Here is a 21,172-nt window from a genome sequence, read left to right as displayed (position 1 = left end):
GGGCCCTTCGTCGTTCAGACGGGCCGGCTCGGGCGAGCCGGTGAGCGGATCCCGGCTGGACGGCACACGACCGACCAGCCCTGCCGCACCCGAAGGAGCCACCGATGTCCATCACTGCCGCGAGCACGAGCGCCAGTACCACGCCCGACGGCAGTACCGTCGACGACATGAGCGCGGACCCCACCCGTCCCGAGCTGCAGGCCAGCACCAGCGACCTGCGCATCCGGGAGATCGACGCCCTCGTCCCGCCCCGGGACATGCTCGACGAGCTGCCCCTCGGCACGGCGCGCTCGGACCTCGTGACGCAGTCGCGCCGCGAGATCCGTGACGTCCTCTCCGGCGACGACGACCGCCTCCTCGTGATCGTCGGCCCCTGCTCGATCCACGACCCCGTCGCCGCGCTCGACTACGCGGGGCGACTGGCCGCCGTCGCGCACGAGCTCGCGGACGACCTCCTCGTCGTCATGCGCGTGTACTTCGAGAAGCCGCGCACGACGGTCGGGTGGAAGGGTCTCATCAACGACCCGCACCTCGACGGCTCGCACGACGTGCGCCACGGGCTCGAGCTGGCGCGGAAGGTCCTGCTCGGCGTCCTCGACGCGGGCGTGCCGGCGGCCACGGAGTTCCTCGAGCCGACCAGCCCCCAGTACATCGCCGACGCCGTGTCGTGGGGCGCGATCGGCGCGCGCAACGTCGAGAGCCAGGTGCACCGCCAGCTCGCGTCGGGCCTGTCGATGCCGGTCGGCATGAAGAACGCGACCGACGGCGACGTGCAGACGGCCGTCGACGCGTGCATCGCCGCGTCGAGCGAGCACACGTTCTTCGGGCTCGCCGCGGACGGGCGTGCCGCCGCCGTCGAGACCACCGGGAACCCCGACTGCCACGTCATCCTCCGTGGCGGGCGGGGTGGCCCCAACTACGCCGCCGACGACGTCGCGTCCGCCCTCGACGTCGCGCGCGCCTCGCACCTGGGGGCGCCGTGGAGCAGGGGGTCGTCGTCGACGCGTCGCACGGGAACTCGGGCAAGGACCACGTCCGGCAGGCGGAGGTCGTGCGTGAGCTGGCCGCGCGTCTGGCGACGGGGGAGCGCGGGATCACGGGTCTCATGATGGAGAGCTTCATCGAGGCGGGCGCCCAGGCTCCGGCGCCGAGCGGCCTCGTGTACGGCAAGTCCGTCACGGACAAGTGCATCGACTGGCCGACGACGGCGGACCTGCTCCGCGAGCTCGCGGGCTCGGTCCGCGCGCGTCGGGCGCTCTGAGCTCGCCCGCCCGTCGAGCTGTCAGAACGTCGTGCACACAGAGGGGCACCACGTTCTGACAGGTCGGGTCAGCCGAAGTGCGACGTGCCGGGCGCCCAGGCCGTCACGGTGCCGTGGCCGCCGGCGAGCAGGTCGAGGTCGGTCGGCGGGTCGCTGACGGCCCCGGGTTCCGGGGCGATCGAGGTGACGGGCCGGGTCGTCGTCGGCGCACCGGGTCCGACGGCGAGCCGGACCTCGGCGGTGGTCGCGGGGACGTGCCCGGTCGAGTCGGGCGCGGTCGACGACGCGTCCCACGACACCACCGCCAACGCCCGCCCGCGCGGGGGCACGACGACACGGTGCGCTCCCGGGTCCTGGGCCATGTACGAGTTCCCGTGGCTCACCTGTACATCGAGCTTCGCGTGGGTCAGGGTGGCGAACCCGATCTCCGGGTAGCCGTCGAGCGCGCAGGGCGCGTCCGACGCATTGGTCGCCCCGACGACGAGCGCCCGGTGCCCGAGCCCGGCGTCCTGCCCGACGAGCGTGAGGTCGAGGTCCGCTGGGCGGCACGCCGAGGCGTCTGGGTCGTCGGCCCAGCGGGCGCCCGCGTCCACGGTGGCGTGCCCGGGGGCGTCGGCGACCGGGAGCGACTTCCCGCCGCCGCGCACCGTGACCCGCTCGACAGGCATGCCGTTGGCCCGCGCGACGTCCGCGACGGGCACGAGGTCGGACGCTCGCGCGACCGCCACCTCGACGGGCCCGGTGCCGTCGGCGCGGACCCCGACGACGCCCGGCGTCAGCGCGAGCCGGTACGCGGCGCGCATCGCCTCCGACGCGAGCGGCACGCCCGCCGGGCCCGTCGTCGCGTCGCCTGTGGGGGTCCACGCCAGAACGCGCACGTCGGCACCCGCCGGGGTCGTCGGGGCCACCCAGATCTCGGGCACCTCGGGATCGGTGGTCGCCGACGTGCCGGACGGGTCGGCCGCTTCGGCGACGAGCGTGCCGACCAGCTCCGCCGTCCCCTGCGCCCCGCGGGTCGCGTCGTTGACGACGACGACGCGCGGCCGCCCCGACGGCCGTTCCACCGTCGCGTCGGTGACGCCGGACAGGGTGCGCGCCCGCGCGGCGAGCCGGTCCGCCAGGTCGGTCGGGGCGGCCTGCGCTGCGGACGGGCCGCTCACGGTCCCACCGTGCGTCGTCGCCGGCTCGGCCGCGCAACCCGCGAGCACCAGGGCAGCGACGGCGACGACGGTTCCACCTGCGAGGACGGTCGGGGAGCGGCGCACCCGCCCACCCTAGGGAGGCGAGCGCCGCCGTCGTCGGCGGGACTTGTCAGAACCTCGTGACGGTATAGCGGGTTCAGGTTCTGACAAGCCCGGGTCCCACATGAGTTGTCAGAAGCTGGTGACGGTATAGCGGGTTCAGGTTCTGACAAGCCCGGGTGGTGAGGGTCAGAGCGCCACGAGCCGCGCGCCGCCGTCCGCCTCCACGACCGTGCCGCTGAGGTTGCGGTTCGTCGCGACGAGCGTGACGACCTCCGCGACCTCGTCGGCGGTCGCGACGTGCCGCACGGGGACCGCGGCGGCGGTGGCGTCGAAGAACGCGGCGCGGGCGTCGTCGGGCAGGCCGGACCACCAGCCCGTGTCGACGACGCCGGGCGAGACGGCGTTGACGCGGATCGGTGCGAGCTCGACGGCGAGGGGCCGGACGAGCCCTTCGACCGCGGCGTTGAGCGCGCTGAGCCCTGCGGTCCCGGGCATGGCGGCGTGCGCGGAGATCGCCCCGAGCAGGGTGACGGACGCGTCGGGCGCGAGGTGGGGGAGCGCCGCCTGGAGCGTGGCGAGGTGCGCCCAGAACTTGGCGTCGAACGCCTGGCGGAGGACGTCGAGGTCGAGCTCGGCGAGCGTGCCCATGCCGAGCGACCCGCTGAGCGTGACGACGAGGACGTCGAGCGGCGCGAGCTGCGCGGCGAGGTCGGCGACGGTGGCGCGGTCGCTGCCGTCGGCCTGGTGGGCGGTGATCCGGGGGTCGAGGTCGGTGACGGCCTTGACACGTTCGGCGGACCGGCCGGCGACGTGGACGTCGTAGCCGCGGTCGGCGAGCAGATGCGCAGTCGCGAGGCCGATCCCGGAGGTGCCCCCGACGACGAGGGCGGTGCGTGCGATGCGGTCGGACATGGGGTGCTCCTGGAGGACGAGAAAGCGAGACGAACCGTCTCGGTTCGCTTTACGCTAGCATCGACGCATGGACGACGCCACCCCTCCCGCCCCGGGCGCCGCCGCAGCGAGGACAGCCGCCGCGCGATCCTGACCGCCGCCGTCGAGCTCGTGGCCGAGCACGGCTACGGGCCGCTGACCGTCGAGAAGATCGCCGCCCGCGCCGGCACCGGCAAGCAGACGATCTACCGCTGGTGGCCCACCAAGGCGGACGTCGTGATGGAGGCGCTCGTCGAGAAGGCGGACCTCCACATCCCCGTGCCCGACGACGGCTCCCTCCGCGCCGACCTGCGCGCCTTCCTCGATGCGAGCGTCGCGCTCGGCCGCGCCCCCAGGTCGTCGCCATCCTGCGGGCGCTCATGGCGGAGGCGCAGCTCGACGAGGCGTTCAGTCACCGGTTCTGGGACGGCTTCATCGAGAACCGCCGCGCTGCGCTGCGGACGGTGCTCGAGCGGGCCGCGGGGCGCGGCGAGCTCCCGGTCGGGGTGTCGGCGGACACGCTGCTCGACGTGGTGTTCGGGGTGATCTGGTACCGCGTGCTGACGGGCCGGGTGCTCGGGTCCGACGCGGTCGCCGACGAGCTGGTCGCGCTGATCACCCGCTGACGCGCACGGGCTCAGGGCGCGACGACACCGCGCAGCTTGTCCGGGTTCCGGACGACGTCGATCGCGGTGATCACGCCGTCGCGCACGGTGAGCGCCACGACCGACAGGACGTCCTGGGCGTCGCGGAGCACGAGCCCAGGGGCGCCGTTGACCAGCGCGGGCTCGACGGCGTGCGGAAGCCGCCAGCCGAGCAGGACCTGGGCGACCGCGTCCGCCCCCGCGACCGGGGCCCGTAGCGCGGGGACGCGTCCTCCGCCGTCGCCGCGCAGCACGACGTCGGGCGCCAGGACGTGCACGAGCGCGGCCGCGTCCCCCTCGGCGCAGGCGCGGACGAACGCGTCGAGCGCGGCCCGTTGGTCGGCCGCCGTCGGCTCGAACCTCGGCACGCCCGAGCCCACGTCGCGGCGCGCTCGTGCCGCGAGCTGCCGCACCGCCGCGGGCGTCCGTCCGACGATCTCCGCGACCTCCTCGAACGCGAGGCCGAACACATCGTGCAGGACGAACGCCACGCGCTGCGCCGGCGACAGCCGCTCGAGCACCACGAGCAGCGCCATGCTCACGGACTCGTCGAGGTGACGCGGTCGGCGGGGTCCGCCACGTCGGCGCCGGCTGCCGTCCCGCCCGACGACGGCGCGAGCGGCGCGACGACGGGCTCCGGCAGCCACGTGCCCACGTACCGCTCGCGCCGGACCCGCGCGGAACCCAGCACGTCGAGCGCGAGGTGCGCGACCGTCGTCGTGAGCCACGCCGCCAGGTTTTCGATCGCGTCGGTGTCGGTGCGTCGTAGCCGGAGCCACGCCTCCTGGACGCAGTCCTCGGCGTCCGACCACGAGCCCGTCGTCGTGTACGCGAGGCGGAGCAGGCGCGGCCGCTCGGCCTCGAAGGCGTGCGCGAGGTCGTCGTCGCTCATGCGCGTCCGTCGCTCGCGAGCCACTGCTCGAAGGTCGTGCGTCCGATGACGTCCGCCTCGTCCGAGGTGAGCGCCCCGTCACGGAGCGCGCGCCCGGCCGCGCCTGGAAGCACGACGGGCGTGACGAGCGAGTGCCGTCCGGTGCCGCGCTTCCAGGCCCGCGCCAGGTCGCGCAGCTCGCGGACCTCGGGTCCGGTCACGACGGTCCGCGTGCCCGACGACGCGCGCTGGGCGACCCCTGCGACGACCGCCGCGACCTCGGCGGACGCGACCGGCTGCACCCGCATGGGCGGCGCGAACGTCAGGCCCAGGTGGGTGTAGCTCGTGAGGGTCGCCACCGCGAACTCGTGGAACTGCGTCGCGCTGACGGTGCTCCACGGGACGGGGCCGGACTCGACGAGGTGCTGCTGGGCCGTCTTCAGCTCGAAGTAGGCCATGGGCACAGCCTCGCACCCGACGATGTCGATCGACACGTGGTGCCCGACCCCGGCCGCGGCCTCGGCGTCGAGCAGCCGCTCGGTGCCGTCGACGAGCGTCCCGGAGGCGCGCTTGGTGCCGCCCGCGTTCGCAGCGTCCACGACGACGTCGCAGCCCGCGAGCGCGGCGGCGAGCCCCGGCCGGTCAGGAGGTCGACGGGGTGGTCGGAGTGGCGTGAGAGCGGGCGGACGTCGTGCCCGGCGGCACGCAGGACCGCGGCGACCTGGCGGCCGAGCGTCCCGGTGCCGCCGACGACGGCGACGGTGAGGGTGCGAGTGCCCCCGGTGGAGGGCCGAGCGGTGCTGGTGGTGGTGTCGGTGGTGTCCATGCCCTTCCGACGACGCAGCCCCGGCCCGTGTGACATCGGGGGCGCGTGAACGATGGTGGTGGCGAAGAATCCCGCACGCGATGCGGGAAGATTCCGGCATCGCCTGTTGTATACACGTGCACATCACCGTGCGAGGATGGGTTCATGACGACGACGCTCAGCCCCCGGCAGTCCGGGGCGCGGGCCGTCTACGACGCCCTGCGGACCGAGATCATCGACGGCACGCTCGCGCCCGACGAGCGGCTCTCCGAACCTGCGCTCGCGGCCCGGCTCGGGGTGTCGCGAACCCCCGTGCGCGAGGCGTTGCGCCGGCTCGAGGCGGAGACGCTCGTCGTCGAGCAGCCGACGGGCGGGGTGCGGGTCGCGCCGCTCGACGTCGCCGACGCCCGTCAGGTCTACGAGGTCCGGGCGCGGCTCGAGGGGCTGCTCGCGCGCCGTGCCGCCGAGCGTGTGGCCGGCTCCATGGCCGAAGCGCCCGACGACGGTGCCCCCGACCCCGCGGACGTCGCCCGCCTGGTCCGGCTCGTCGAGCTCATGGACGCGGTCCGCGACCACGACGACGAGGTCCTGCGGATCGGCGCGGAGTTCCACGCCGTCGTCGAGCGGCTCGCCGACGACCGGCTGTGCGCCGCGCTGCTCCGGCAGATCCGCGGCCACGTGGACCGCTACCGCACGCTCGCCACCCGGGAGCGCGTCGGGACCACCGCCCACGTCGACGAGCACCGCGCGGTGGCGCGCGCCGTCGTCGGGGGCGACCCGGACGCCGCCGAGGACGCGATGCGCGCCCACATCGACCAGAGCGCCGCGATGGCGACCCGCGCGCTCGCGCGTACCACGACGCCCGACGACCCCAGGCTCTAGCACCACCGGAAGAGAGGCACCATGCCCACCACCCACACCGTCCGCGTGCACCCCAGCGCGGACGACCTGCCCCGCGAGGACCAGCTCGCCTGGAAGCTCGCGGAGCTCGCCGCCGACCCCGTCGAGGTCACCCCCGAGGTGACGGACATGGTGATCAACCGGGTCATCGACAACGCGTCGGTGGCGGTCGCGAGCCTGACCCGCGCCCCCGTCGTCGCGGCCCGCGGGCAGGCGCTCGCCCACCCGTACGTGCCGGGCGCGACCGTGTTCGGCAGCCCGCTGACCACCCGCACGAGCCCTGAGTGGGCGGCCTGGGCGAACGGGGTCGCGGTGCGCGAGCTCGACTTCCACGACACGTTCCTCGCCGCCGAGTACTCGCACCCGGGCGACAACATCCCGCCGGTGCTCGCGGTCGCGCAGCACGCGGGGACGTCGGGTCGCGACTTCGTGCGCGGCGTCGCGACGGGCTACGAGATCCAGGTCGACCTGGCCCGCACCATCAGCCTGCACGCGCACAAGATCGACCACGTCGCGCACCTCGGGCCGTCGGCGGCCGCGGGCATCGGGACGTTGCTGGGCCTCCCGGCGCAGGTGATCTTCCAGGCGATCGGCCAGGCCCTGCACACGACGACGGCGACCCGCCAGTCGCGCAAGGGCCGCATCTCCACGTGGAAGGCCTACGCCCCGGCGTTCGCGGGCAAGGTCGCGGTCGAGGCCGTGGACCGGGCGATGCGCGGCCAGACCAGCCCCGAGCCCATCTACGAGGGCGAGGACGGCGTGATCGCCTGGCTCCTCGACGGCCCCGACGCGTCGTACGAGGTCACGCTCCCGGGCGTGGGCGAACCCAAGACCGCGATCCTCGACACGTTCACCAAGGAGCACTCGGCCGAGTACCAGGCCCAGGCGCTCATCGACCTGGCCCGTGCGCTGCACGCCGAGCACCCCTACCTCGCGGACCCGGCGAACGTCGCGCGGGTCGTCATCCACACGAGCCACCACACGCACTACGTCATCGGCTCGGGTGCGAACGACCCGCAGAAGTACGACCCGAAGGCGTCCCGCGAGACCCTCGACCACTCGGTGCCGTACATCTTCACGGTCGCCCTGCAGGACGGCGGCTGGCACCACGTCGTGTCCTACGCACCCGAGCGCGCCGCGCGTCCCGACACGGTCGAGCTGTGGCAGAAGGTCACGACCGCCGAGGACGCCGAGTGGACCCGTCGGTACCACGCGACGGACCCGGCCGAGAAGGCGTTCGGCGCGCGCGTCGAGATCGAGCTCGCCGACGGCGGCCGGATCGTCCGCGAGCTCGCCGTCGCCGACGCCCACCCCCTGGGTGCGCGCCCGTTCGCCCGCGCCGACTACGTCCGCAAGTTCCGCACCCTCGCCGACGGGCTCGTCGAGCCCGAGGAGGTCGAGCGGTTCCTCGACCTCGCGCAGCGGCTGCCCGAGCTGGCGGCCGGCGAGCTGCGCGAGCTGACCGTCGTGGCGGCGCCCGGCGTGCTGGAGTCCGTCCCGAGCCCGCGCGGGCTCTTCGAGCTGGGAGGCAACTGATGCTGTACGCGACGACGACGGCGTCCGACAAGCGGGTCGCGTTCCGTGACGCCCTCGCTGCGGCCGGGAGCGAGGGGCGCGTCCTGCGGTTCCCGGGCGCGTTCAACCCGCTGTCCGCGCGCCTCATCGAGGACAAGGGCTTCGACGGCGTGTACGTCTCGGGAGCCGTGCTGTCCGCGGACCTCGGCCTGCCCGACATCGGCCTGACGACGCTGACCGAGGTCGCGCAGCGTTCCGGGCAGATCGCGCGCATGACGAGCCTGCCCGCGCTCGTCGACGCCGACACCGGGTTCGGCGAGCCCATGAACGTGGCGCGCACGGTCCAGGAGCTCGAGGACGCCGGGCTCGCGGGCTGCCACATCGAGGACCAGGTCAACCCCAAGCGATGCGGTCACCTCGACGGGAAGTCCGTCGTGGACCTGGAGACCGCGCTCAAGCGGGTCCGCGCCGCCGCCGACGCCCGCCGCGACCCCAGCTTCCTCGTCATGGCCCGCACCGACGTGCGCGGGTCGCTCGACGGCGAGGCCGGGATGCGGGCCGCCGTCGACCGGGCCCGGGCCCTCGTCGACGCGGGCGCGGACGCGATCTTCCCCGAGGCCATGAAGGACCTGAAGGAGTTCGAGGCCGTCGCGTCCGCCGTCGACGTCCCCGTGCTCGCGAACATGACCGAGTTCGGCAAGTCCGAGCTCTTCACGACGCGCCAGCTCGCCGACGCTGGCGTCCGGATGGTCATCTACCCGGTGACGCTCCTGCGGATCGCGATGGGCGCCGTCGAGCGGGGGCTCGAGGAGATCGCCGCCGAGGGCACGCAGACCGGCCTCGTCGACGGCATGCAGACCCGCGCGCGGCTGTACGAGCTGATCGACTACGCCGGCTACAACACGTTCGACACCAGCATCTTCACCTACCGCCCCTGACCCCCTGCGAGTTGTCAGAACGAGGGTCCCGTATCCAGGCACCTCGTTCTGACAACCCGGGAACCACGAAGGAGTGACCACCACCCATGAGCACCACCACCCCCGCCGACCCGCCCGCGATCCGCAAGGGTCTCGTCGGCGTGATCGCCGACGAGACCGCGATCTCCAAGGTCAACCCCGACACCAACTCCCTGCTCTACCGCGGGTACCCGGTCCAGGACCTCGCGGCCCGCGCGTCGTTCGAGGAGGTCGCCTACCTGCTGTGGCACGGCGAGCTCCCGACGACGGCGCAGCTCGCCGAGCAGACCGCCACCGAGCGGGCGTCGCGCGCCCTGGCATCGGTGGTCCGCGACGCCGTCCTCGCGCTCCCGACGACGTGCCACCCCATGGACGTCGTCCGCACCGCGGTCTCCGTGCATGGCGCGAACGACCCGCACGCCGAGGACTCCTCGCCCGAGGCCGAGCAGGCCAAGGCGCTGCGGCTGTGGGCCGTGCTGCCCGCCGTCGTCGCGCTCGACCAGCGCCGTCGGCACGGGCTCGACGAGGTCGAGCCCCGCGACGACCTCACGTACGCCGAGAACTTCCTGTGGCTGACGTTCGGCGAGGTGCCCGACCCGGTCGTGGTGCGGGCCTTCGAGGTGTCGATGGTCCTGTACGCGGAGCACTCGTTCAACGCGTCGACGTTCACGGCACGAGTCATCGCGTCGACGCTGTCGGACCTGCACTCGGCCGTGACCGGCGCCGTCGGGGCACTCAAGGGCGCGCTCCACGGCGGGGCCAACGAGGCCGTCATGGCGACCTTCGAGGAGATCGGCACCGCCGACCGCGCCGAGACCTGGCTCGACGAGGCGCTCGCGGAGCGGCGCAAGATCATGGGCTTCGGGCACCGCGTGTACAAGCACGGCGACTCGCGCGTCCCCACGATGAAGGCGTCCCTCGACGAGCTCCTCGAGCACACCGGCCGCCAGGACCTCGCGGAGCTCTATGACGCGCTCGAGTCCGCGATGACCGAGCGCAAGGGCATCCTGCCGAACCTCGACTACCCGACCGGCCCCGCTTACCACGTCATGGGCTTCGACACCCCGACGTTCACGCCGCTGTTCGTCGCGTCGCGCGTCGTCGGGTGGACCGCGCACGTCATGGAGCAGCACGCGAGCAACGCGCTCATCCGGCCGCTGTCCGCGTACTCCGGGCCCGACCAGCGCGAGGTGCCGGAGCGCTGAGCCGCTCGTCGGGCGGTCCGGGTCAGTCGGTCGGCGGGCCGCAGAGGTCGTCGGCGAACGGCCACGGCGTCCCAGTGTCCGTCTCGTTCGAGGACCGGCCCGAGTCGACCGACCCCAGCACCGCGATCCGCGTCGTCAGCGGTACCTCGCGGGTCGTCGTGACGCCGAGAGTCGTGACCCGCAGGACCACCGACGACACCCAGACGAGCCCGGAGCCGCCGCGTGCGCCGGTCACGGTCGGCCCCGTCGTCACGAGCCGGAGTCGCGCGCTCGCGCCCGCCGGGACGACGACGTGATCCGCCGTCGCGACCCGGTCCGGGCTCGGGGCGCCTGGGGCGGTCCCGACGACGACGTGACGCTCGAACGCCCCGAACGCCGGGTCCGCGAGGCGGAGAGTTGCCGTCCGGGCGCCCATGTTCGTGAGCGTGACGATGTCCTGCGGCTCGTCACCGAGGCTCGCTGCATCTGCCGGATCGCCCGTGCTGTCGTGATCTGCCGCCCAGTGCACGATCGACTGGCTGCCGCCCGAACAGCTCAGCGTGAAGCCGGACGTCCAGCCCAGGCCCGCGTCGACGACGTCGACCTCACGTCCCAGCCGCTGCCACTGCACGGCGCCGAGGGGCAGGGCGACGACCACGACCAGCGCCGTCGTCCAGCGCCACGGGTGCTTGACCCGGCGCGGGGGCGGATCCGCGTGTGTGCCGCCGTCGTCGGGCTCGACGACGACCTCGACGGTGCCGTCCCCACGGCCGCTTCTACGGCTCACGAGCAGCTGTATCCCTGGGGTGGTGTGTCGCCTGCGTAGATCATCACCTGGTCGGGGAGCTCGAACGACTGCGACGTCGTCGTGCCGAGGGTGGTGGTGTGGAGCTTGACCTGCTCGGCGACCGTGCCCCCGCCGTCCAGCGTCTCGGGGAGCGGTGACGCAGCCGAGACGACCAGGTAGGCGAGTTGTCCGGTGGGCAGCGAGAGCGTGTCGGTCGTGGCCTTCGGCACCTCGCCTCGGGGCGCCTGCGCGTCGACGACTCCGCTGAACGTCACCCGGAAACCGGCCGGTGAGTCTGTCGAGAGCTTGACGGGGAACTGCGAGGCGTTCCGGACGAGCACCGCGTAGAGCGGCGACCCGTCGGTGACGTTCTCGTCGTCGGACGCGTGGAGGGAGACGCCCCGATCGCCACAGGTGACGGTGGTGGGCGAGCTCCACGTCGTGCCCTCGGCCTCCAGCGACGGGTTGCGCGAGACGACCTGCCACCCGACCACCACGACGACGGCGAGCAGCGCGGCGAGCCACGGCGTGAACCGGCGCCAGCCGGTCCGGGGCGCGGGCTCGGTCGGGACGTCTCCGGCGAGCGGGTCGGGGGTGGTGGTCACGGTGGGTCTCCGGGCGGTCGGGCGGTCAGAACGAGGAGCTGGCGATCACCGGGACACCCTAGCGGCGCCCGTGTCGGGCTCTCGGTCTGTCGTAGCGGCACCGACCACCACAGCGCCCCCGCCGATGCACCGCCCAGCTCCCGAACTTCACTCCAATTCGGGCAAGCTCGGCAGACCGGGGGCCGGGCTGTGGTGGTGGGTGTTGCTACGCCGGGCCGACCTCCTCGACGTGCACCGCCTCGTCCGGCTCGACGCGGACCCGCACTGCCCGGCCCCCGGCGCGGAGGCCCTGAACGGTCAGCCCGTGCGACCCCCGACGCCGCCGACGGGGTCGGCGACGAGCTCCCCGGCCCCGTCGACGTCGAGCCCGAGCAGCGTGCCGAGGACCGCGGCGGACGCCGTCGCCGACCACGCCTGCGGCCGGCACGCGGCGGGGTAGGGGAGCGGCTCGGGGACGTCGGTCCGCGCGTCACCGGCGTGGAGCTCGGGCATCCGGTAGCCGAACGCCTCGGCGGCGTCGACGAGCCCTCGCGCGAGGCGGGCCGCCTCGTCGACGAAGCCCTCGCGGCGCAGCCCGGTGACGGCGATCGCGGTGTCGTGCGCCCACACCGACCCGCCGTGGTAGCTGAGCGGCCAGAACCCGGCGTCGTCCGACGAGAGCGTGCGCAGCCCGTACCCGCCCGCGAGCGGCGGCGAGGCGAGCCGCGCCGCGACGAGCCGTGCGTCGTCGGGGTCGAGGATCCCGGTCCCGAGCAGGTGCCCGATGTTGCTGGTCAGGGAGTCGACGCGGCGCTTGTGGACGTCGAGCGCGACGGCCGGGTAGGGGCCGGCCGGGTCGTCGACCCAGAACGCGGCCGCGAACCGCTCCTTGAGCAGGGTCGCCCACTCGCGCCACGCGGCGGCGCCCGGGCGGCCGAACCGCTCGAGCAGCGCCGCGCCGCCGACGGCGGCCTCGTACGCGTAGCCCTGCACCTCGCACAGCGCGATGGGCCCCTCGGCGAGCGTGCCGTCGCGCCACTGGATGGAGTCGCCGGAGTCCTTCCAGCCCTGGTTGGCGAGGGCCTGGCCGGTCGTGTCGACGTACTCGAGGAACCCGTCGCCGTCGCAGTCGCCGTGGTCGCGCATCCAGGCGAGCGCGGCCTCGAGATGGGGCAGGAGGGCTTCGACCTCGGCGTCGGGCAGGCCCCAGCGCCAGGCGTCGTGGAGCAGAACGATCCACAGCGCGGTCGCGTCGACCGTGCCGTAGTAGAGCGGCGGCAGGGTCACGCCCTCGCCGGGGATGGTCTGGGTGCGCGGGCGGAGCTCGTGCATGACCTTGCCCGGCTGCTCGCCGGTCGCGGCGTCGTCACGGGTGCCCTGGAGGCCCGCGAGCACCCGCAAGGTGCCTGCGGCGATCTCGGTCCCGAACGGCAGCAGCATGCGCGCCGCCCAGAGCGAGTCCCGTCCGAACAGCGTGAAGAACCACGGCGCGCCGGCCGCGAGGAACACGTCGGCCGGGCGGTCCACGGTGACCATGCGCAGCCCGCGCAGGTCGCGCAGCGCCGCATCGACCCAGGCCGCGAGCCGGGGGTCGCCGCCGGTGACCCGCGCGTCGTCCCAGGCGTCCGCGGCGGCCGGGTCGGGCCCGACGACCGCGTCGTCGTCCGTGGCGTCGAGCCGCCACCCCACGCGGGCGGTCCCGTGCGCGGGCACGGTCACGTCCCACCGCACGACGACGTCCGGCCCGGTCGCCTCGACCCGCGCCCCGGGTGCGTTCAGCGTCGCCCGCACGCCGCCGCCGTCCACGTGCGCGGCGCCGTCGCGCACGACGACGTCCGGCCGGGCCTGTCCGGCGCCGCCCGGGAGCCCCGCCTTGACGAGGTGCATGGGGCTGAGGTCGGCGCGGGCAACGAGCTCGAGGGTCGTGACGAGGGGCCCATCGAGTGCGTTCTCGAGCGTGACGTCCTCGCGCAGCGCGCCCGGCTCGACGACGCGTCGCCGCACGACCCGGACGCGCGGGTCGGCGGTGTGGTCGTCGACGGCCCGCGCGAGCGAGGTGAACGTCGCCGTCCCCGCGTCGACGAGCGCGTGCCCGATCGCCTCGAGCCCGGCCCCGCCGACGGTCAGCGCGAGCCGGTCGAGCACCCGCACGTCGGAGTGGTAGAACCCGTGGATCGCGCGCGTCCCCGCGTCGCCGTCGTCGGCGGACCACGCCTGGCTGGGCGCGGCGAGCAGGACGACGCTGTCGTGGAGCAGGGGCTGGAGCGGGCGGGGGTCGGGCACGGGCGGGGTTCTCCTCGGAGTGGTGGCGGTCGGGTCGTCGTCGGGCCGGGTGCTCATTCCTTGACCGCCCCCTCGCTGGTGTTCATGATCCGGCGCTGGAACACGAAGAAGACGGCCGCGACGGGGATGGTCATGATGAGCGCGGCGGCGAGCTTGAGCGGGTACTGGTTGCCCTGCCCGAGCTGGCCGGCGGTGAGCGACGCGACGCCCTTGGTGAGCGTCGTGAGGGCCGGGTTCTGCGCCGACACGATGAAGTGCGACAGCTCGTTCCACGACCCCTGGAACGACAGGATGATGATCGTCACGAGCGCGGGCCGGGCCATCGGCAGCACGACGGACCAGAACACCCGGAACGTCCCGGCGCCGTCGATCCGCGCCTGCTCCTCGACGCTCGCGGGGATGGACTCGAAGAAGCCCTTCATGATCACGACGCCCGCCGCGTCGACCAGCAGCGGCAGGATCATGCCCGCGTACGAGTCGTAGAGGGCGAGCTGGTTGAGCACGAGGAACTTCGGGATCAGCAGCACGACCGCGGGCACGCTCATCACGGCCAGCAGCCCGGCGAACACGACGCTGCGCCCCTTGAACGGCAGCCGCGCGAGCGCGTACCCGGCGAGGAGTCGAAGAACACCCGGCCCGCCGTGACGAACAGGGTGACGATCACCGAGTTCTTGAACCACGTCGGGAAGTCGGAGTTCTGGAAGAGGTCGTGGTACGCGGCCGTGGTCCACGTCGTCGGGACGAGCGACAGCGGGTGCGCGGTCGCGTCCGCGTTGGTCTTGAACGACGTCGCGATCTGCACGAGGAACGGGAAGATGTACACGATCGCGGTGACGACGAGCACCGCGTAGAGGAACGACCGTCCCGCGAGGCGCCCCGGCGTGGTCCCGCGCCCGCGCAGCCGCGGCGGCTTCGTGGTCCGCTTCCCGCCGCCCGACGACGTCGCGAGGGTCGGGGTGGGTTCGGTCGCCGTGGTCACGGGGTCACCTCCGAGGCGGTGGCGGGCGCGGCAGGGGTCGCACCGGGGGTCGCGGGGCCGGGCGTCACGGGTCCGAACCGCTTGCGGCGCGGTACCCCGCGCTCGCGCAGCACCCAGCGCTGCAGGAGCGTGAATGCCACGATGATGACGAACAGGATGAACGCGATCGCGGCGCCCTGACCCCACTGCTGGTTGGTGAACGCAGTCTGGTACGACAGGTACGCGGGCGACAGCGTCGTCTTCGCGGGGCCGCCCTGGGTGCCGGTGTAGATCTGGTCGAAGATCTGCCAGCCGCCGATGAGCCCGAGCGTCAGCACGGTGAAGAGCGTGGGCCGGAGCTGGGGGAGCGTGATGCGCCAGAACCGCTGCCAGCCGTTCGCGCCGTCGACCATCGCGGCCTCGGTGACCTCGGACGACAGGTTCTGCAGCGCGGCGAGGAACACGAGCATGAACGTGCCGCTCGTCGTGAAGATCGCCATGAGGATGAAGGCGGTCATCGCGACGGACGGGCCGCCGATCCAGTCCCACCACGAGACGCCCAGGAAGCCGTGCTGGGTGAGCGCGGCCGGGCCCTGGTCGACGCCGAGCGGCTGGAGCGCGTCGTGGATCACGCCGCTGGGGTCGCTGAACCAGTTGGGCCCGTGGACGCCGAACCACGAGAGCACCTGGTTGACGGCCCCGCTCGCGCTGAACAGGAACAGCCACAGGACCGTGATCGCCACCGAGCTCGTCACGGACGGGAAGTAGAACGCCGTGCGGAAGAACCCGCGGCCGCGCAGCATCCGCCGGTCCACGAGGACCGCGAGGTAGAGCGAGAGCGCGGTCTGCAGCGGGACCACGAGCACGACGTACCAGGCGTTGTTGCGCAGCGCGGTGCCGAAGTCCTGCTCGGCGAGCCCGCCGCCTGCGAGGATCGCGTGGTAGTTGTCGGTCCCGACGAAGCTCACGCCCGACGCGAAGGGGCTGCCGTTGCCGTTCCAGTCCGAGAAGCTCACCCACAGCGCCATGAGCACGGGGATCACGAGGAACAGGCCGAGCAGCACGATCATCGGGGCGGTGAAGAGCCAGCCGGAGGCGGCCTCGCCGCGGTGGATCCCACCGTGGCGACGGCGCAGGGCCGGAGCGGTCGTCGTCATGACGTGCCTTCCTGACGTGTCCTAACCGGGGCGGCCGGGCGGAGTGCCCGGCCCGACCGCCGTCCGGTGGTCTCGTTACGGGCCGAGCGCCTCGAGGTTCTTCTGGACGGTGTCCAGGATCGTCTTCGGGCCGCTCTTCGCGAGGTTCGTCAGCTGGGAGTTGAAGTCGGCGACGACGTCAGAGGCGCCCTTGGCGGTCGGGACGCCCTTCGCGTAGTTCGCGCCGTCGAGGAAGGGGACGAGCGTCGGGTTGTCCGTCTTCCAGGCGTCGGCCGCGGACTGGATGGACGGCAGCACGCCGAACGCCTTCGAGAACGCGAGCTGGTCGTCGGTCGACGTGAGCTGCTCGACGAGCTTGAGGGCGGCCGCCTGGTTGGGGCTGTCCTTCGCGATGCCCCAGCAGTTGGAGAACTGGAGGGTGCCCTGGCCCGCGGGGCCGGACGGCAGCGGGACGACGGTGTACTTGACGTCCGGGAAGTCGTTCTTCAGCTCGCCGGTCACCCAGTTGCCCTCGATGGTCATCGCGGCCTTGCCCGAGCCGAGCGCCTGGCCGCCGTCGCCCTCGCCGAGGCCTTCCTTCGCGTACTTGTAGACGCCCTCGTCGAGCAGCTTCTTGACGAAGGTGAGCGCCTGCACGTTGGCGTCGCTGTTCGCGGTGGCCTGGGTCGAGTCGTCGTTCATGAGGTTCCCGCCGGCCTGGACCATGAACGCGCCGATGCGGGCGTACTCGCCGTTGGTGCTGAGGCCGACGGTCTTGCCGGTCGTGAGCTTCTTGGCGAGGGCCTCGAGGTCGTCCCAGGACTTCGGGTAGTCCTTGTCGGTGAGCCCGGCGGCCTTCCAGTCGTCGTCGCGGATGACGAGCTGGAGCGTCGAGAAGTCCTTGGGTGCGCAGTAGAGCTGGCCCTGGTAGGTGAACGAGCTCACGAGCGACGGGTAGAAGTCCGCCTTGTTCTGGAGCAGGTCGCCGTAGGGGAGCAGCGAGCCGTTGGAGGCGTAGCCGGCGAGCGCGTCGGTCGACAGGTAGAACACGTCGGCGGGCTTCTTGGCCGCGAAGCCTTGGGCGAGCTGCTGGTTGAGGTCGGTGGCCGCGACGACGCTCGCCTTGGTGCCCGACGACGCCGACCAGTCCGAGACGGCCTTCTTCACCGCGGTGGCCTCGGCGTCGCCGCTCGAGCCGATCATGACGGTGAGGGCGCTGTCGGACGACGTGAGGTTCGCGGTCGAGGTCGCGCCACCGGTGCTGCCGCCGGTGGTGTCATCGTTCCCGCTGAACCCGGATCCGGACCCGCAGGCGCTGAGGGCGAGGGCGGCGGTCGCGGCGACGGCGCAGCCGCCGAGCCAGCGCGAGGTGCTTCGTTGCATCGTTGTCTCCTCGTTCGGGTGGGCACCGGTGGTGGAGTTTGGATCGATCAAACCGTCGGGCACCCCGGTGGGTTTGATCGATCAAATGCCCATGCCTGCCACCGTAGGCAGCGTCGTCCGACGGTGTCAACCGGTTGCGGCGGCGCTAGGGTGGGCGCGTCTTTGAACGATCCATCCGCGCGCCGAGGGGAGGCCCGCATGACCCGTCTGCCGACGGTGTCCGACGTCGCCACCGCGGCCGGCGTCTCGCGCCAGACCGTCTCCAACGTGCTCAACGCCCCCGACGTCGTGCGGCCCGAGACGCGCGAGCGCGTCCTCGCCGCCGTCTCCGAGCTCGGCTACCGCCCGCACGCCTCGGCCCGGCGCCTGCGCACCCAGCAGAGCTCGACCATCGGCATCCGGCTGGACCCCATGACCGACGGTATCTCCGGCGTCGTCCTCGACCGGTTCCTCCACGCCCTCACCGCCCAGGCCGACGCGCTCGGGCTCCGGGTCATGCTGTTCACCGCGGCCGGGCCGGAGGAGGAGATCGCGCAGTTCCGCCGCCTCTCGGACGGTGCCGACGTCGACGCGTTCGTCCTCACCTCGACGTTCGAAGGCGACCCCCGCACCGAGTGGCTCATCGAGCACGGGCAGCGGTTCGTGACCTTCGGCCGGCCGTGGGGCGTCGACGACATGGAGGACCCGCAGCACCTCTGGGTGGACGTCGACGGGCGTGCCGGCCTGCGGGCCGCGACGCGGCACCTGCTCGACGAGGGGCTGCGCCGGATCGCGTACGTCGGGTGGCCGAGCCCGTCGGGCACCGGTGACGACCGGCACGCCGGCTGGCGGGAGACCATGCGAGAGGCCGGCCTCGACGACGACGAGCTCGACGCCCTCGAGGCACGGACGCCCGAGGGCGTGCCGCACGGGGCGGAGGCGCTGCGAGCCGTCGAGGCGGCGACCGGCGGCGCCGTCGAGGGCGTCGTCTGCTCGAGCGACTCGCTCGCCCTCGGCGCGCTGCTCGCCGCGCGCGGCCGGTACCCCGTGATCGGGTACGACAACACGCCCGTCGCCGCGTCGATCGGCATGTCGAGCGTCGACCAGCCGCTCGAGCAGGTTGCGACCGGCGTCCTCGAGCTCCTCACCGGCGCGCACGGCGGGCGGGTCCGGCACGACGGCGAGCCCGTCGGCGACCCGCGGCACCGGCTGCTCGAACCCCGGCTCGTGCCCCGCGAGCTGCAGGTCGCCCCCGCGTAGCGCGCCGCCGAGCGTTTGCCGACGTCAGGCGTCCGCGTGACAGTGGAACGGCAGGACACCGTCGACCGGCGCGGTTCGAAGGAGTGCCATGAGCGTCTTCCGCACGAAGTCCGTCGAGGCGTCGATGGCCGACGCCGACGATTCCGAGCACCAGCTCAAACGTGACCTGTCCGCCCTCGACCTCACCGTCTTCGGGGTGGGCGTGATCATCGGGACCGGGATCTTCGTGCTCACCGGCCTCGCGGCCAAGGAGCACGCCGGCCCCGCGGTCGCGCTGTCCTTCGTCGTCGCCGGGATCGTGTGCGGGCTCGCGGCCCTGTGCTACGCCGAGCTCGCCTCGACGGTGCCCGTCGCCGGCAGCGCGTACACCTTCGCGTACGCGACGTCGGGCGAGATCGTCGCGTGGATCATCGGCTGGGACCTGCTGCTCGAGATGGCGTTCGGTGCGGCGGTGGTCGCAGTCGGCTGGTCGCAGTACTTCTCGAGCCTCCTCGACACGATCGGGTGGCACCTGCCCACCTCGATCGCGGGCGGTGACGACGCGTTCATGGACCTGCCCGCCCTGCTCGTGGTCGCGGTCCTCACGGTGGTACTCGTGCTCGGGGTGAAGCTCTCCGCGCGCGTCAACTCGGTGATCGTCGCGATCAAGGTCGCAATCGTGCTCTTCGTCATCGTCGCCGGCCTGTTCTTCGTCAAGGCCGCCAACTACCACCCCTTCGTCCCGCCGTCGAAGCCCGCCCCCGGCACCACCGGCCTCCAGGCCACGCTCTGGCAGACGATCCTCGGCAGCGCGCCCGCGAACTTCGGGATCGTCGGGGTCTTCACCGCAGCCGCGATCGTGTTCTTCGCGTTCATCGGGTTCGACGTCGTCGCGACCGCCGCCGAGGAGACGCGCAAGCCCCAGCGCGACGTGCCGCGCGGGATCATCGGGTCGCTCGTCATCTGCACGGCGCTGTACGTCGGGGTGTCGCTCGTCGTCGTCGGCATGCAGAAGTACTCCGAGCTCGACCCCGACGCGCCGCTCGCCCAGGCCTTCAAGGCCGTCGGCGCGGACTGGGCCGCCACGATCATCACGATCGGCGCGCTCGCGGGCCTCACGACCGTCGTCATGATCCTCATGCTCGGGCAGTCGCGCGTGCTGTTCGCGATGTCGCGCGACAACCTCGTCCCGCGCGGCCTGGCCGCCGTCCACCCGACGTTCCGCACCCCGTACCGGATCACCATCCTCATCGGCGCGGTCGTCGCGGTGCTGGCAGCGTTCATCCCGCTCTCGGCGCTCGCCGAGCTCGTCAACATCGGCACGTTGTTCGCGTTCGTCGTCGTGTCGATCGGGGTCATCGTGCTCCGGCGCACCCGGCCCGACCTCGACCGTGCGTTCCGTGTCCCGTGGGTGCCCGTGCTGCCGATCGCGTCCGTGCTCGCGTGCCTCTACCTCATGCTCAACCTGCCGGTCGAGACGTGGCTGCGGTTCCTCGTCTGGATGGCGATCGGCTTCGTCGTCTACTTCTGGTACGGGCGGCGGCACTCGCGCGTGCCCGACGAGGCCGAGAGCGAGGACGCTCCGATCGGAACATCGCCGCGCCTGTCGTGATTGCAGGAGGTGACCTCGACGAGAAGGAGCGCATCATGCGGATCGGCATCATCGGAGCAGGCAAGATCGGCGGGACCCTCACGCGGAAGCTGACCGCGCTGGGGCACGACGTGCGGGTCGCGAACTCGCGCGCGCCCGAGACGCTGGCCGAGCTCGCGGCGGAGACGGGCGCCACGCCCGTCTGGGCGAAGGACGCGGCCGACGACGCCGAGCTGGTGATCATCAGCATCCCCGAGCGGGCCGTACCGGACCTCGCACCGGGGATCGTCGACGCGCGGCGCCCGGACGCACCGGTGATCGATACGAACAACTACTACTGGCAGCGCGACGGGCGCATCGACGGCATCGAGGACCCCGACGTCCCCGAGAGCGTGTGGGTGTCGTCCGTCATCGGGGCACCGGTCTTCAAGATCTTCAACGGCATCAACTGGACGCACCTGCGCGACCGCGGCACCGCGCCCGGGACCGAGGGCCGGATCGCCCTGCCGATCGCGGGCGACGACGACGCCGGGAGGCGGCTCGTCTCGGAGGTCGTCGACGCGCTGGGGTTCGACCCCGTCGACGCCGGCCCGCTCGCCGAGTCGTGGCGCCAGCAGCCTGGGACGCCCGTGTACGGGGCGGACCTGGACGCTGACGGCGTCGTGCGGGCGCTCGCCGACGCCCCGCGCGAGCGACCCGAGCAGTTCCGCGCGCCGCGCTGAGCCGGCCGCGCCGCGTCGTCGGCACCGGACCGGACGGCGCGGGAAACGGCAGAAGGCCCGGAACCGTTGCGGTTCCGGGCCTTCCGGCTGGTCGGGGTGACAGGATTTGAACCTGCGACCTCCTCGTCCCGAACGAGGCGCGCTACCAAGCTGCGCCACACCCCGAGGTCGTGCGCCGGGCGCGCGTCGCGAACGACGAA

At 73.1% G+C, this 21,172-nt stretch carries 19 protein-coding genes, 1 tRNA gene and 3 pseudogenes; 11 read left to right on the top strand and 12 right to left on the bottom strand.

All coding sequences use genetic code 11. The features are described 5' to 3' along the window. Nucleotides 1–104: 104 nt before the first annotated feature. Together QQK45_RS04240 and QQK45_RS21895 are read left to right on the top strand one after the other, a co-directional pair. A pseudogene (locus QQK45_RS04240) lies at nucleotides 105–902 on the top strand (3-deoxy-7-phosphoheptulonate synthase); the annotation flags it as partial. After that, a complete protein-coding gene (locus QQK45_RS21895; RefSeq protein ID WP_348525331.1) occupies nucleotides 791–1,261 on the top strand; it encodes a DAHP synthetase I family protein in 471 nt (156 codons plus the stop codon). The pseudogene QQK45_RS04240 and the gene QQK45_RS21895, both read left to right, overlap by 112 nt. A 68-nt stretch (nucleotides 1,262–1,329) precedes the next feature. Here the strand turns inward: QQK45_RS21895 and QQK45_RS04230 are convergent, their stop codons facing one another. Further along, entirely contained in the window at nucleotides 1,330–2,526 is a 1,197-nt protein-coding gene (locus QQK45_RS04230; protein WP_284292193.1) for a DUF4232 domain-containing protein, read from the bottom strand. A 165-nt stretch (nucleotides 2,527–2,691) separates the two neighbouring features. Then, the gene (locus QQK45_RS04225) at nucleotides 2,692–3,417 is read right to left on the bottom strand and encodes an SDR family oxidoreductase (RefSeq protein ID WP_284292192.1); all 726 of its coding nucleotides are present in this window, start codon (nucleotides 3,415–3,417) and stop codon (nucleotides 2,692–2,694) included. Between QQK45_RS04225 and QQK45_RS22890 the strand changes: the two are divergent. After that, nucleotides 3,346–3,663, top strand: a pseudogene (locus QQK45_RS22890) (TetR/AcrR family transcriptional regulator); the annotation flags it as partial. The gene QQK45_RS04225 and the pseudogene QQK45_RS22890 overlap by 72 nt on opposite strands. Further along, nucleotides 3,651–4,061 (top strand): TetR-like C-terminal domain-containing protein, encoded by a 411-nt coding sequence (locus tag QQK45_RS22885; RefSeq protein WP_284292191.1) that lies wholly within the window; start codon nucleotides 3,651–3,653, stop codon nucleotides 4,059–4,061. The pseudogene QQK45_RS22890 and the gene QQK45_RS22885, both read left to right, overlap by 13 nt. 11 nt (nucleotides 4,062–4,072) lie before the next feature. Here the strand turns inward: QQK45_RS22885 and QQK45_RS04215 are convergent, their stop codons facing one another. From QQK45_RS04215 to QQK45_RS04205, 3 genes are read right to left on the bottom strand one after another with little or no spacing between them, the layout of a single operon-like run. Next, complete coding sequence (locus tag QQK45_RS04215) at nucleotides 4,073–4,615, bottom strand: sigma factor-like helix-turn-helix DNA-binding protein (RefSeq protein WP_284294943.1); 543 nt, start codon at nucleotides 4,613–4,615, stop codon at nucleotides 4,073–4,075. Between the two features lie 2 nt (nucleotides 4,616–4,617). Further along, entirely contained in the window at nucleotides 4,618–4,971 is a 354-nt protein-coding gene (locus QQK45_RS04210; RefSeq protein ID WP_284292190.1) for a sigma factor, read from the bottom strand. Continuing rightward, nucleotides 4,968–5,549, bottom strand: coding sequence for an SDR family oxidoreductase (locus QQK45_RS04205; protein ID WP_284292189.1), 582 nt, complete (start codon nucleotides 5,547–5,549; stop codon nucleotides 4,968–4,970). The genes QQK45_RS04210 and QQK45_RS04205 overlap by 4 nt, the downstream gene beginning before the upstream one ends. A gap of 371 nt (nucleotides 5,550–5,920) precedes the next feature. On the opposite strand from QQK45_RS04205, the gene QQK45_RS04200 reads away from it, so the two are divergent. The 4 genes from QQK45_RS04200 to QQK45_RS04185 all read left to right on the top strand — a co-directional run bounded on the left by QQK45_RS04200 (nucleotide 5,921) and on the right by QQK45_RS04185 (nucleotide 10,331). Next, on the top strand, nucleotides 5,921–6,637 hold the full coding sequence (locus tag QQK45_RS04200) for a GntR family transcriptional regulator (RefSeq protein ID WP_284292188.1): 717 nt from the start codon (nucleotides 5,921–5,923) through the stop codon (nucleotides 6,635–6,637). A gap of 21 nt (nucleotides 6,638–6,658) precedes the next feature. Next, nucleotides 6,659–8,191 (top strand): MmgE/PrpD family protein, encoded by a 1,533-nt coding sequence (locus QQK45_RS04195; protein ID WP_284292187.1) that lies wholly within the window; start codon nucleotides 6,659–6,661, stop codon nucleotides 8,189–8,191. Further along, nucleotides 8,191–9,108 (top strand): methylisocitrate lyase, encoded by a 918-nt coding sequence (gene prpB, locus QQK45_RS04190; RefSeq protein ID WP_284292186.1) that lies wholly within the window; start codon nucleotides 8,191–8,193, stop codon nucleotides 9,106–9,108. The genes QQK45_RS04195 and prpB overlap by 1 nt, the downstream gene beginning before the upstream one ends. 86 nt (nucleotides 9,109–9,194) lie before the next feature. Then, nucleotides 9,195–10,331, top strand: a complete 1,137-nt coding sequence (locus QQK45_RS04185) for a bifunctional 2-methylcitrate synthase/citrate synthase (protein ID WP_284292185.1) — start codon at nucleotides 9,195–9,197, stop codon at nucleotides 10,329–10,331. A 22-nt stretch (nucleotides 10,332–10,353) separates the two neighbouring features. Here the strand turns inward: QQK45_RS04185 and QQK45_RS04180 are convergent, their stop codons facing one another. The 6 genes and pseudogenes from QQK45_RS04180 to QQK45_RS04155 form a co-directional block, all read right to left on the bottom strand. Beyond that, complete coding sequence (locus QQK45_RS04180) at nucleotides 10,354–11,097, bottom strand: hypothetical protein (RefSeq protein WP_284292184.1); 744 nt, start codon at nucleotides 11,095–11,097, stop codon at nucleotides 10,354–10,356. After that, on the bottom strand, nucleotides 11,094–11,702 hold the full coding sequence (locus QQK45_RS04175; RefSeq protein ID WP_284292183.1) for a hypothetical protein: 609 nt from the start codon (nucleotides 11,700–11,702) through the stop codon (nucleotides 11,094–11,096). Before QQK45_RS04175 ends, QQK45_RS04180 begins: the two co-directional genes overlap by 4 nt. 297 nt (nucleotides 11,703–11,999) lie before the next feature. After that, the gene (locus QQK45_RS04170) at nucleotides 12,000–14,021 is read right to left on the bottom strand and encodes a glycogen debranching N-terminal domain-containing protein (protein WP_284292182.1); all 2,022 of its coding nucleotides are present in this window, start codon (nucleotides 14,019–14,021) and stop codon (nucleotides 12,000–12,002) included. Next, nucleotides 14,018–14,865: pseudogene (locus QQK45_RS04165) on the bottom strand (carbohydrate ABC transporter permease). Before QQK45_RS04165 ends, QQK45_RS04170 begins: the two are co-directional and overlap by 4 nt. A 74-nt stretch (nucleotides 14,866–14,939) precedes the next feature. Next, nucleotides 14,940–16,079 (bottom strand): carbohydrate ABC transporter permease, encoded by a 1,140-nt coding sequence (locus QQK45_RS04160; protein ID WP_284292181.1) that lies wholly within the window; start codon nucleotides 16,077–16,079, stop codon nucleotides 14,940–14,942. Between the two features lie 75 nt (nucleotides 16,080–16,154). After that, nucleotides 16,155–17,441 (bottom strand): sugar ABC transporter substrate-binding protein, encoded by a 1,287-nt coding sequence (locus QQK45_RS04155; protein ID WP_284292180.1) that lies wholly within the window; start codon nucleotides 17,439–17,441, stop codon nucleotides 16,155–16,157. A gap of 198 nt (nucleotides 17,442–17,639) precedes the next feature. Here QQK45_RS04155 and QQK45_RS04150 point away from each other — a divergent pair, with 198 nt between their 5' ends. The 3 genes from QQK45_RS04150 to QQK45_RS04140 all read left to right on the top strand — a co-directional run bounded on the left by QQK45_RS04150 (nucleotide 17,640) and on the right by QQK45_RS04140 (nucleotide 20,972). After that, nucleotides 17,640–18,680, top strand: a complete 1,041-nt coding sequence (locus QQK45_RS04150; protein ID WP_284292179.1) for a LacI family DNA-binding transcriptional regulator — start codon at nucleotides 17,640–17,642, stop codon at nucleotides 18,678–18,680. 88 nt (nucleotides 18,681–18,768) lie between these two features. Beyond that, nucleotides 18,769–20,271, top strand: a complete 1,503-nt coding sequence (locus tag QQK45_RS04145) for an amino acid permease (protein WP_284292178.1) — start codon at nucleotides 18,769–18,771, stop codon at nucleotides 20,269–20,271. Nucleotides 20,272–20,306: 35 nt separating this feature from the next. Continuing rightward, nucleotides 20,307–20,972, top strand: coding sequence for an NADPH-dependent F420 reductase (locus QQK45_RS04140; protein ID WP_431310220.1), 666 nt, complete (start codon nucleotides 20,307–20,309; stop codon nucleotides 20,970–20,972). Nucleotides 20,973–21,060: 88 nt separating this feature from the next. Here the strand turns inward: QQK45_RS04140 and QQK45_RS04135 are convergent. After that, nucleotides 21,061–21,137, bottom strand: a tRNA-Pro gene (locus tag QQK45_RS04135). Nucleotides 21,138–21,172 lie beyond the last annotated feature (35 nt).

The organism is Luteimicrobium album (genome assembly GCF_030161555.1).
GTDB lineage: Bacteria > Actinomycetota > Actinomycetes > Actinomycetales > Cellulomonadaceae > Luteimicrobium > Luteimicrobium album.
The sequence above is the reverse complement of the archived record's forward strand: the minus strand, read 5'-3'. Positions and strand labels throughout refer to the sequence as shown.